9 protein-coding genes are annotated in these 11,300 nt (G+C 51.9%); 8 read left to right on the top strand and 1 reads right to left on the bottom strand.

Annotation, left to right across the window (positions count from 1 at the left end; all coding sequences use genetic code 11):
- Positions 1 to 280: 280 nt before the first annotated feature.
- The 5 genes from ACF2G4_RS08400 to ompC all read left to right on the top strand — a co-directional run bounded on the left by ACF2G4_RS08400 (position 281) and on the right by ompC (position 8,939).
- Positions 281 to 2,197 carry an Ig-like domain-containing protein gene (locus ACF2G4_RS08400; protein WP_409075865.1) on the top strand — a complete coding sequence of 639 codons (1,917 nt, stop codon included), beginning with the start codon at positions 281 to 283 and terminating at the stop codon, positions 2,195 to 2,197.
- A gap of 309 nt (positions 2,198 to 2,506) precedes the next feature.
- Entirely contained in the window at positions 2,507 to 3,862 is a 1,356-nt protein-coding gene (locus ACF2G4_RS08395; RefSeq protein ID WP_409075864.1) for a TolC family outer membrane protein, read from the top strand.
- Between the two features lie 26 nt (positions 3,863 to 3,888).
- Positions 3,889 to 6,054 (top strand): type I secretion system permease/ATPase, encoded by a 2,166-nt coding sequence (locus ACF2G4_RS08390; protein ID WP_409075863.1) that lies wholly within the window; start codon positions 3,889 to 3,891, stop codon positions 6,052 to 6,054.
- Positions 6,051 to 7,220: an HlyD family efflux transporter periplasmic adaptor subunit gene (locus ACF2G4_RS08385; protein WP_332627217.1), complete on the top strand. Its 1,170-nt coding sequence runs from the start codon at positions 6,051 to 6,053 to the stop codon at positions 7,218 to 7,220. Before ACF2G4_RS08390 ends, ACF2G4_RS08385 begins: the two co-directional genes overlap by 4 nt.
- A gap of 597 nt (positions 7,221 to 7,817) precedes the next feature.
- Complete coding sequence (ompC, locus tag ACF2G4_RS08380; RefSeq protein ID WP_215846143.1) at positions 7,818 to 8,939, top strand: porin OmpC; 1,122 nt, start codon at positions 7,818 to 7,820, stop codon at positions 8,937 to 8,939.
- Between the two features lie 65 nt (positions 8,940 to 9,004).
- Here the strand turns inward: ompC and ACF2G4_RS08375 are convergent, their stop codons facing one another.
- A complete protein-coding gene (locus tag ACF2G4_RS08375) occupies positions 9,005 to 9,148 on the bottom strand; it encodes a hypothetical protein (protein ID WP_243077530.1) in 144 nt (47 codons plus the stop codon).
- 177 nt (positions 9,149 to 9,325) lie between these two features.
- Between ACF2G4_RS08375 and ACF2G4_RS08370 the strand changes: the two genes are divergently transcribed.
- The 3 genes from ACF2G4_RS08370 to alkB are packed head-to-tail and all read left to right on the top strand — an operon-like array spanning position 9,326 to position 11,251.
- Positions 9,326 to 9,574 (top strand): hypothetical protein, encoded by a 249-nt coding sequence (locus ACF2G4_RS08370; RefSeq protein WP_409075862.1) that lies wholly within the window; start codon positions 9,326 to 9,328, stop codon positions 9,572 to 9,574.
- Positions 9,555 to 10,592 carry an FAD:protein FMN transferase ApbE gene (apbE, locus tag ACF2G4_RS08365; protein WP_409075861.1) on the top strand — a complete coding sequence of 346 codons (1,038 nt, stop codon included), beginning with the start codon at positions 9,555 to 9,557 and terminating at the stop codon, positions 10,590 to 10,592. Before ACF2G4_RS08370 ends, apbE begins: the two co-directional genes overlap by 20 nt.
- Positions 10,593 to 10,609: 17 nt before the next feature.
- The gene (gene alkB / locus ACF2G4_RS08360; RefSeq protein WP_409075860.1) at positions 10,610 to 11,251 is read left to right on the top strand and encodes a DNA oxidative demethylase AlkB; all 642 of its coding nucleotides are present in this window, start codon (positions 10,610 to 10,612) and stop codon (positions 11,249 to 11,251) included.
- Positions 11,252 to 11,300 lie beyond the last annotated feature (49 nt).

Raw genomic sequence — 11,300 nt, 5'->3', positions numbered from 1 at the left:
ATCAATTTTCCAGATTTTCGCCACTATCCATCAATTGAATGAAAGATTAGGGTAGGTGCAACTGCACAGTGCAAGGCTGTGCGATGCATAAAACCGGACGTTGGTATTTTACTTTTCTCTTCTGCTGAGACTTATTCATTAATCCTTGTTACCTACGGGTAACCCGTTCCGACCAGCGGAAACGGGCCGATGCGTCTGGCCTGAACCTAATCCTGTCCGCGAGTAAATATCAATATCTCTGATGGCTTGCGGCTAATGTTCTTTTGAATCGAGGTTACCTATGTCCCAACGTGATGATTATCGTGCTGTTCGGCTAGAGTCGATCTTTCAGGCTGCCGTCAGCGATTTTGCCCTGTCTGATGTCGCAACAACATCCACTTCTGTGGCGCGTGCCAGCAGTGTGGTCGCCAGTTCAGATTCAGAGGGGCAAACATCAGCGGTTAGCCTGAATACGCTGGCGGTCAGCGCGGCAGACACGCAGGCACCGGCCGCGCTGCGTCCCTACGAACCGATCGCGATGGATGGCGTCATTGCGGGTTGGGAAGCCAACAATCGGGTGCATTTACGCGGCCAGGCGGTGGGCGAAGCGGGATCAACCGTGACCCTCACGTTTAACGATCAAAGCTGGCAGAGCACGGTGAATAAATGGGGCTACTGGAATGCCTCAATGCCGGCTGAAGCGTTGAAAGGATTGCCAGATGGCAACTACAGCCTAAAGCTGACTATCACCGATAAAGCCGGTAACAGCACCGAAAGCACAGTAGACTTCGGACTTTATGTGGATAAAACCATTAAGCCAACGGTCACGGTTGACACCATAAGCGGTGATGACGCGGTAAGCATAACAGAAGCTGTTTACGGCGTGGATATCACCGGCAGTGCCACGCATATGGCGACGAATTCAATCATCAAGCTGACGCTAGGCGATAAAACCGTGACCGGCGCGGTGGGCAGTAACGGGCAATGGATCGGCCACTTTAGCTCTGACGATCTGCAAGCGTTACAGGATGGCGTTTACAGTCTGAAAGTCACGGCCGTTGATGCCAACGGCAAATCCAGCACGGTGACTCACGACTTAACGCTGCTGACTCACTTGAGCAGCGTACCGAAAATCCATTTCGATAAAGTCACTGATGACAACGTGATTAACCTGGCTGAGTCAAAACAGGATCTGTTGATCAGCGGCACGCTTTCAACGGTGGCAGCGGGCCAGGCGTTGGTATTGAAAGGCGGTGATGGCGTTGAACATCACGCGACGATCGGCGCAGATGGCCATTGGCAGGTGCTGATTGCTGCGGCAGATGTCGACAAATTTATCTCAAGCGGCGAAGTGCGCGTTTATGCCATTGATGCGGCGAACAATTACACCGACAACATACTTAACCTTAATATTCATACTGTTTTAACGCCGATCTATTACGAGATGAATATTGGCGGTGATATGACGCTGAACTATGAAGAAGCGCAGCATGGTCTGACTTTCTATATCGAAGGTGTTAAGGAACTCGAAATAAACGGCAAAACCTACTTGCCGGAGCAGGGGATGATCACCCTTCCCAAGGATGATTTGATGGCGTTGTTGGATGGCGACGTCACCGCAACGGCTCATCGTTGGGATGATTATGGCAACAGCGATACACAAACGCTGGATCAGTTCTTCAAGGTTGCGGTACATGACTTACCCACGCTCACGCTCAACACGCCGTTTGATGACAACGTCATTGATGCCGCTGATGTGAATACCTGGCATCTGATTCAAGGCAGTTCCAGCCATCTTGATCAGGGCAGCATCGTCACGGTAACGCTGGGCGATCAAAGTTACAGTGCGGCGGTCAAGGCGGACGGCAACTGGGCTTTGACTATTCTTGCAGGTCAGCTGGCGCCGCTGGATGAAGGTCAATATGAGATGAAGGTGACGGCGAAAGACAGTGCGGGAAATGTGGCCAGTGCCAGTCAGAACGTCACGGTGGATACGCATGACGCGTCGGCAACGACGCTCAGTACGCTGAAGATGGATGACGTGATCGATGCATTTGGCACCTCCGCCACGGTGACGTCAACCGCCGCAACCTCCACCACAGAACCCGCCATCGCAGCCGCCTCACATACAGCAATCGACAGCAATTTGGTTGCCGATTCGCCTTATACCCTGGCCGATCACTTATGGCAGCACAGTGCAGCGCAGATAATGGCCTGAACCTGCTGTTATATAAAGTAAACGCCACTATGCAGACAGGTTTGGTAAGCCTGTCTGCATGGATTAATGGAAAAGGCATCGCTCAAAAATCGCGCTAAAAACAAAAATATTAACAATTTCAGCCATTTTTAGCAGGACTAAGCGCGTATTCTGATCTATTAATGTTAAAGGTCGCTTAGCGTTTGGCTTTCGAACCATAAAAAATAAAGGTATTCAATCAAGTACTACGCCGTACGCGGCGGGTTCTTTTCGTACGCTTAAATCACCGGGAAAACACAATGACGATAAGAAAACCTGTTGGTGTTAATAATGAACAAAGCGCGAATGACCTTGTTTTTATGCGCCCTAAACGGCGTAGTGTTAAGCGCGGCCGTAGCCGCACCGTTACCTAAAGCGGAATTTAACTGGCGTGCTGCGCCGACTGAAGAACAAATTGCCACCTTAACGCTGCGGGATGCCATTCTTCGTGCTTTTGCCCGCAATCCAAAAATATCGGAAGCGGCGGCGCAAATCCATGTCGGTGAAGGCGATTTAGATGCCGCAAAAAGTGCATGGTATCCACAAATCTCACTGCAAGGTGCGGCGGGACGTTCACATCAAACTGACTCAGCCGGTAGCCTGAACAATAATGGTTCCGGCGGTATTACGCTGAGCCAGCTTTTATATGATTTCGGACGCACCGGCGGTGCCATTGACGAGCAACATGCGCTGTCTGATGCTTATCGTTATAGCCTGTTTGATTCCATGACCACCGTTGCGGAAGATACGCTGCAAGCCTACCTCGAAGTAAAACGTTATCAGACGCTCTCCGTCACCGCGCAAACCAATATCGCCTCGCTGGAGCGGGTACGTGATATTGCCAAACTGCGCGCCGATGCGGGACTCAACTCTCAATCTGATGTACTGCAAGCGCAAACGCGTATTGCGGCGATGCACGCCACGCTGGAGCAATATCGCGCCCAACTGCGTTCTGCTAAAGCACAGCTCACCGTGTTGACCGGCGTAGTACCGGAGAATTTGCCAGAGCTGCCGCAGGCACTGCTGACTCAACAAATCACGCTTGATAAAATCGCCTATGAAAACAGCGCTGCGGTGCGTAGCGCGCAATCTAAGCAGGAAGCGGCGCGCGAGCGGGTACGTCAGGCGCAATCGGGTCATTATCCCACCATCAAAGTGCAGGCCGGACGCACCCGTTACGAGAATGATCGGCAATCCTATTGGGATGATGAAGTCCAACTGCAAGTTGAGGCACCGCTATACCAGGGCGGTGCGGTCAACGCCAAAACGCAGTCAGCTGAAGGCGAACGTGAAGCTGCACAGGCCGCCATCCAACAAGCCAAACTCACCATTAATCAGAATGCCTCAACCGCCTATGCCGACATGATTGGCGCACAACAACGCCAGCAGGCAGGTGAAGTACAGCTGGAAAGTGCCGATCACACCCGCAACGTCTATGCGGATGAATACCGCCTCAGTAAACGAAGCCTGAACGATCTGCTCAGCGTGGAGCAGGATGTGTTTCAGGCGGACAGCTCGCGCATTACCGCGCTTTACGATGGTTGGGATGCCACCGTCCGCTATGCCGCTGCCGTGGATAATCTGCTCGATATCATGGGTATCGATCGTCAGAAGAGCAGCGGCGATCTTCTTCCTTCGCTGCAATAGCGCGTTCCCGTTTAAAGGCGTTAACTATGAGTGCACAAAATTTGAATACCGATAACTGGATTGCCGCCATGCTGCGTGTTGCGGCGCGTTTCGGTAAGCCCGCCGATGGCAAAACGCTGCGTCAGCAGATGCGTTGGTTTGAACATCTTCCCGTCGCACAGCAGTTAGAGCGGCTTTCTGGCCTGCTTGGTCTGCATCTCACCATGGTGCCGCAGAACAAACTGCGCTGGCGTCAGGAGATCACGCCGGTAGTGCTGGTGTTGGAGAATGGCAGCGTGGCGGTGCTGGAAGGCATTGATGCTGAAGGCAGCGCACGTTACTGGCTGAGCGAAGGCGGCGATGTGGTGCGTGAAGGCGAGCTGGCGCAGCTGCTAGCACGTGCGCAAGGCGACGTCGGTGTGGTCGGCGTTGCTGCACGCGGACGTGATGCACGCATCGATGAGTTCGTTCAGCCGTATGAGGAACACTGGTTCTGGAAGAACTTTCGCGGTATGGGACGGCGCATCACCGAGATCTCACTGGCTTCGGTCATCAGTAACGTGCTGGCGCTGGCGGGCATTCTGTTTTCGATGCAAGTGTATGACCGCGTAATCCCGGCGCAATCGCAAGCGACGTTATGGGTGCTGTTTGCTGGCGTATTGATTGCGGCAGCCATCGAATATCTGATTCGCCTGATGCGTACTCAGGTCTCTGATTTGATGGGTAAACGCATTGACCTGAAAGTGTCAGCCATGCTGTTTGCCAGGGCAATGAGTATTCGCAACGAATCACGGCCTAAATCCACCGGCTCTTTTATCTCGCAATTACGCGAGATCGATCAGGTGCGCGAACTGCTGACTTCTACCACCGTCGGCGCGGCGGCAGATCTGCCGTTTGTGATTTTGTTTCTGTTTATCATGTCATTTATTGGCGGCTGGCTGGTGTTAATCCCACTGGCGGCTATTCCGCTGATCGTCATTCCGGGCCTGTTGGTGCAGATTCCGATGGCGCGGCTGGCGAAAGAGGGGTTGCGTGAAGGGGCATTGCGTAATGCGGTGCTGGTGGAAACCATTGAAGGTATCGAAGATATCAAAGCGCTGCAGGCTGAACCCTATTTCCAGCGCCAGTGGGAACAGACGCACGAAGTCAGCGCGGCAATCAGTAATCAGCAGCGGTTATGGGGCGCACGTCTAACCGGCTGGGCAGCAACCGTACAGCAGCTGACCTACGCGGGCATGTTGGTGTTTGGCGTCTATTTGATCCTCGATTCGCAAATCACTACCGGTACGCTGGTGGCCTGTAGCCTGCTTTCATCACGCACCATCGCACCGCTGATGCAGTTAACCATGGTGTTCTCGCGCTGGCAGCATGCCAAAACGGCGATGAAAGGATTGGATGAATTACTCAAGAAACCGCTCGACCAGCCCGATGCCGCCACGCTGGCCCATTGTCCGACGCTTACCGGACAATACGATCTGCGTAACGTGCAATACAGCTATGACGAAGAGAACGAGAAAAATGTCCTCAGCGTGCAGCAGTTCACTATCAAACCGGGCGAGAAAATTGCCATTCTCGGCAAGGTCGGTGCAGGTAAGTCAACCTTGCTGAAGATTCTGGCCGGCCAGGCGCTGGCTACGCAGGGCAAAGTGATTGTCGATGGTGTCGATATTGAACGCATCGATCCCATCGATTTACGCCGCCAGCTCGGGTGGCTTTCCAATGATTCGCGGTTGTTCTTCGGCACACTGCGCCAGAACCTGATGCTGGGAAATCCCCATGCCAGTGAACAGGAAATGCTCCAGGCGTTACGGATCAGCGGTGCGCTGTCGCTGGTACAGCAAGACGCTGCCAGCCTTGATCGCATTATTAATGAAGGCGGGCGCGGCTTGTCGGGTGGTCAACGACAAATGGTGATGCTCAGTCGGCTGATCTTGCGTCAGCCGCAAGTGGTGTTGCTGGACGAACCCACCGCCGCGATGGATGAACAGCTGGAAGAGCATGTCATTCGCCAGATGCAGGGTTGGATCAGTGGCCGTACGCTGGTGCTGGTGACGCATCGCCCGGCGCTGTTGAAAATGGTCGATCGCATTGTGGTCATGGACAACGGGCGCATTATCGCTGATGGACCACGCGATGAAATTTTACGTCGTGCCACCGCGCCAGCAGCGGCATCGAATCCCACGCCCGATCCCACCAAAGGAGATGCCGCATGAGTCTGGTAATGATTGATAAAGACCTTGCGCGCCACGAACGCCGGACTTCGGCCATTATCTGGCTCTGCACCGCTGCGCTGGCGCTGTTTCTGATTTGGGCCCACTTTGCGATTCTGGATGAAGTCACGGTGGGAACAGGCAAAGTAACGCCGTCGAGCCGTGGACAGGTCATTGATAGTCTGGATGGCGGCATCGTTGAACAGCTTAACGTGCACGAAGGCGATATCGTTGAAAAAGGGCAGGTTTTAGCAAAACTTGATCCCACTCGCTTTCAGTCTAATTTTGGTGAAGCGCAGGCGAAGGTGCGCACGCTTCGCGCCTCGTCTGAACGCCTTGATGCCGAACTTTCGGGTACACCCTTGAAGTTCGGCCCGGAAACCCTGCAAGAGCCGCAACTGGTCGCGCGTGAAACACAGCTGTATGAATCTCGCCGCCGTAACCTGACCGAAACCATTAGCAATCTACAGCAGTCAATGCGGCTGGTGCAGGATGAGTTGCGTCTGACGGAACCGTTGGTCGCCAAAGGCGCTGCGGGGCAGGTTGAAGTGATCCGTCTGCGACGTCAGGTGAGTGATTTGCGCGGCAAAATTGATGAAGCGCGCAACGATTATCTGGTGCGAGCGCACGAAGAGCAGGTCAAAAATAATGCGGAACTGGATGCGCAATTGCAGGTAGCGGCGGGTAAAGAAGATCAGCTGACCCGCGCTACGCTCTATTCGCCGGTACGCGGGATCGTTAAAGATATTCAGGTCACTACGGTAGGCGGCGTGCTGGAGCCAGGCGGCAAGTTAATGGAGATTGTGCCACTGGAAGATCAGTTGCTCATTGAAACACGTATCAACCCGCGTGACATCGCCTACATTCGTCCCGGTTTAGCCGCAGTGGTTAAGATCACCGCCTATGATTCGTCCATATACGGTGATCTACCCGGAGAGGTCGAAATTGTCTCGCCAGATACCCTGCAAGATGAGGTAAAACGTGACCAATATTACTATCGCGTTTACGTTCGCACGCAAAAAGCGGAATTAACCAACCGAGCGGGACGCAAATTTCCTATTGTGCCGGGCATGGTGGCAAATGTGGAAATTAAAACCGGTCAGAAATCGGTGATGGATTATCTGCTTAAACCATTGAACAAGGTAAAAGAATCAATGCGCGAGCGGTAATATATCGATCCAGCGATTAATTCAGCATGCTTTATTACGGTGATAAATTAAGTTGGAAATTATTTGCTAATTCACTTAATAATGCGTGCTGGATTTAACTTTTCATGCGAAAAACAAGCGGCATTATTTTAACTCAATTAATTAAGTTTACGTTTTATACGGCTTGAGTGAATTTCAGGCAAAAAAATGCCGGACAAACAATGTCCGGCGGGTAATAAGGGTAAACATATCATTCGGGGTGAATGAAGGTAATAATGAAATAAATGATGATAGCGGGATCTATTGTATTCCCTGATGGCTCATAAGTTTTATCATTCAGTGCTCAGATGGCTTGTTAATTAAATGGTTGATATTAAACGATATAAAATTGGGTTATCATTTTGTGCTATATTTTTTACCGATATGTGCTGGTTATTAGTTCCCCAAAATTTACACTTGGAAATAACTGTTTCGCATTCTGAAACAGTTTCGGAAATTTAGTAGCATTTTCGTGATGGATTATTACCCGTTATAAAAGAACAATGGCTTGCCGGCTGAATTTTTAATCGTTCAGTTAGCAGTGGCAAATTATAAAGGCACATTACAGAGGGTAATAAAATGAAACGTCGCGTTCTCTCCCTGATGATCCCTGCGTTGCTGGTCGCCGCAGGTTCAGCAAACGCAGCTGAAATCTACAATAAAGACGGCAACAAATTAGACCTGTTCGGTAAAGTTGACGGTCTGCACTATTTTTCTGATAACGACGGCTCAGATGGCGATCAGTCTTATCTGCGCTTTGGCTTCAAAGGCGAAACGGAAGTCAGCGATCAAGTCACCGGTTATGGTCAGTGGGAATATCAGGCTGCGCTGAACACCGCAGAGTCTGAAGGCACCGCTAACAGCTTCACGCGTGTTGGTTTCGCGGGTGTGAAATTCGGTGATGCGGGTTCATTCGATTATGGCCGTAACTACGGCGTGGCGTATGACATTGGCGCATGGACTGACGTGCTGCCAGAGTTTGGTGGCGATACCTACGGCGCGGACAACTTCATGTTCCAGCGTGGCAATGGTATGGCGACTTACCGCAATACTAACTTCTTCGGCCTGGTTGAAGGCTGGAACTTTGCTGTGCAGTATCAAGGCAAAAACGGCGACGGTGATGAATCACCTAATGGCCGTGACGTTCTGGGTCAGAACGGCGATGGTTGGGGTCTGAGCACGACCTATGATCTGGGCTCTGGTTTTGGTATCGGTGCGTCTGTATTCCAGTCTGATCGTACTAACGATCAAAATGGTCAGAGCGCAACTTATGCCGATGTTCTGGGTCGCGGTGATAAAGCAGAAGCTTACACCGGCGGTCTGAAATATGACGCCAATAACATCTACCTGGCCGCGATGTATACCAAGTCCTACAACGCAACCCGCTTCGGTTCCAGCGATTCTGCACTTTACGGTTATGCCGATAAAGCGGAGAACTGGGAATTGGTTGCGCAGTATCAGTTCGACTTTGGTCTGCGTCCATCACTGGCTTACGTGACGTCTCGCGGTACCGATATTGAAGGTCAGGGCAAACAGAACCTGAAGAAATACATTGATGTAGGCGCGACTTACTACTTCAACAAAAACATGTCCACCTATGTGGATTATCAAATCAACCTGTTGGATGACAACAACTTCACCGATCAAGCCGGTATCAATACCGACGACGTGGTGGCGCTGGGTCTGGTTTACCAGTTCTAAGCTGTCAGGGAGCGTGGCGGCAAGCCGCGCTTCCCCGTTCATAGACTTACGCTATCACTCGAATTCTATTCCTCGGCCCGCCACTTTTTCGGCTTCGGCGCGGTATTGGCCGGCGGAACGCTTCCTTCAAATGCTGCACCTGCCAGTGTGAACGCTGAAAAACTCAGCCATTGCTGCCAGCCTGTACGCTTCGATAATGATTTTTCCATTCCACACCTCTCAGAGATAAACCCTGATTCAACAGTGCAGAATTCATGCCAGCTTGAAGGCTCTCAATGCCACGGCTTCGGTGAGGATTCTGATAGACTTTGCCCGCGTTTAAGGCGCGTAAATGCCCTTTTTTGGTGCGGGTATGCTTAATGCTGGCGCGGTTGAGAAGGAGCCATATGCCTGTTGCGCTTTTGCTGCCAAATTTTGTAGCTACTAAAAGCGAACAAGCCAAGAGCCACTATGAGAATCATATAAATCATATTTTGCCTCTTTGGATTCAGCGCCCAGCTGCGAGCGGAAGCCTCCATGCTGGCAAGAGGTTGCCAAAGGATCAAGATGATTTTCACGGCTTTACAAGATATTTATGCTTTGTATTAGATTGGAATATAGTTTTACAGGTGAGGAATGATGCGTATTCAGATTAATCTGCTATTGGTGCTGTTGGCAACTTTTTTAGCAGTGAGTTGTGAGCAAGCTTCTACATCGCCGGCCATGGTGTTAGAAGGTAAAACCATGGGAACCGTCTGGCGGGTAAGCATGGCAGGCATCGATGCAGGACGTAAAGCCGCGCTGCAGCAGGTAATTCAGCACCAGCTTGATGCCGATGACGCCGAGCTTTCAACCTGGAAACCGGACTCAACGCTGTCTCGTTTTAATCAAAACAGCAGCCGCGCGCCGCAGCCGGTAAGCAGCAACATGGCGGATATCGTTACGGAATCATTGCGTATCGGCAATAAAACCGCCGGCGCGATGGATATCACCGTGGGGCCTTTGGTGAATCTGTGGGGATTTGGGCCTGACAAACAGCCGACACAGACGCCCACTGAGGCACAAATTGTTGCAGCCAAAGCGCAGACCGGTTTACAACATTTGCGGGTAATCCAGGGTGTTGACGGGCAGTGGCTGCAAAAAGATCTGCCGGGTTTGTCTGTGGATTTATCGACGGTAGGTGAAGGATTTGCTACCGATCATCTGGCGCGCCTGATGGAACAGCAGGGCATCAACAATTATCTGGTGTCAGTCGGCGGTGCGGTTTTGAGTCGCGGTAACAATGCCAGCGGCCAACCGTGGCGCGTGGCGATACAGAAACCCACCGATCGTGAAAATGCAGTACAGGCGCGTGTCGCGCTGCAAGGACATGGTATCAGCACGTCCGGCAGCTACCGCAACTATTATGAACTGGATGGCAAACGTATTTCCCACGTGATCGATCCGCTGACCGGACGCCCGATCGAACATAAACTGGTCTCTGCTACGGTTATTGCGACCACTGCGCTGGAAGCCGATGGCTGGGATACCGGGTTAATGGTATTGGGCAGCGAAAAAGCCAAAGCGCTGGCGATAAAAGAGCAGCTCGCGGTCTATTTGATCAGCAAGCAGGGAGATCAGTTTGTCAGCTGGATGTCACCGCAGTTTGCTGCTTTCCTGATTAAGCCTGAATAATATGTTGGAGAACCAAGATGCTCGATCTCTTTAGTGAAGATGAACCCTGGCAAGAGCCGCTGGCAGAAGGCGCGGTGATTTTGCGCCGTCGCGCCCGCGAAATCGCGGGCGTGTTGTATCAGGACATTTTGGCGATCGAAGCGCAAAATCCTTTTGCTCATCGCATTACGCCAGGCGGCCATCGTATGTCAGTTGCCATGACTAACTGCGGGGATTTCGGTTGGTCAACCGATTCACGCGGTTATCAATACAGCGAGCAGGATAATCAAAATGGCCAGAAATGGCCGCCAATGCCGACATTGTTTCGCAGTTTGGCTCAGGAAGCGGCGCATGAAGCGGGTTTTTCGCGGTTTAACCCTGACGCGTGTTTGATCAATCGTTATGAACCTGGCGCTAAATTGACGCTGCATCAGGATAAAGATGAGAAGGATCTGCGTCAGCCGATTGTTTCTGTGTCGTTGGGTTTACCGGCTGTGTTTCAGTTTGGGGGTTTTGAACGCGGCGACAGCACGCAGCGCGTGTTGTTGGAGCATGGCGACGTCGTGGTGTGGGGCGGCCCATCGCGGCTGCGTTATCATGGAATTTTACCGTTGAAACCGGGCGTGCATCCGCTGGTGGGTGCCTTCCGTTATAACCTGACTTTCCGCCGCGCCTATTGATCTTTGGCGCATGCGGACGGGCTGCGAATAACTATTGCTATCATTCCGC

The sequence above is a fragment of the Pantoea phytostimulans genome (assembly GCF_046118715.1).
Classification (GTDB): Bacteria; Pseudomonadota; Gammaproteobacteria; order Enterobacterales; family Enterobacteriaceae; genus Pantoea; species Pantoea phytostimulans.
Note: the sequence above shows the minus strand (reverse complement) of the source record. Positions and strands in the feature narration are given on the sequence as shown.

What these genes read in the sequence shown, in the direction of transcription:
- ACF2G4_RS08375 (WP_243077530.1), bottom strand. Translation starts at nt 9,148, where the DNA reads ATGGAAAAATCATTATCGAAGCGTACAGGCTGGCAGCAATGGCTGAGT.
- ACF2G4_RS08370 (WP_409075862.1), top strand. Translation starts at nt 9,326, where the DNA reads ATGCCTGTTGCGCTTTTGCTGCCAAATTTTGTAGCTACTAAAAGCGAA.
- alkB (WP_409075860.1), top strand. Translation starts at nt 10,610, where the DNA reads ATGCTCGATCTCTTTAGTGAAGATGAACCCTGGCAAGAGCCGCTGGCA.
- ompC (WP_215846143.1), top strand. Translation starts at nt 7,818, where the DNA reads ATGAAACGTCGCGTTCTCTCCCTGATGATCCCTGCGTTGCTGGTCGCC.
- ACF2G4_RS08385 (WP_332627217.1), top strand. Translation starts at nt 6,051, where the DNA reads ATGAGTCTGGTAATGATTGATAAAGACCTTGCGCGCCACGAACGCCGG.
- ACF2G4_RS08400 (WP_409075865.1), top strand. Translation starts at nt 281, where the DNA reads ATGTCCCAACGTGATGATTATCGTGCTGTTCGGCTAGAGTCGATCTTT.
- ACF2G4_RS08395 (WP_409075864.1), top strand. Translation starts at nt 2,507, where the DNA reads ATGAACAAAGCGCGAATGACCTTGTTTTTATGCGCCCTAAACGGCGTA.
- apbE (WP_409075861.1), top strand. Translation starts at nt 9,555, where the DNA reads ATGATGCGTATTCAGATTAATCTGCTATTGGTGCTGTTGGCAACTTTT.
- ACF2G4_RS08390 (WP_409075863.1), top strand. Translation starts at nt 3,889, where the DNA reads ATGAGTGCACAAAATTTGAATACCGATAACTGGATTGCCGCCATGCTG.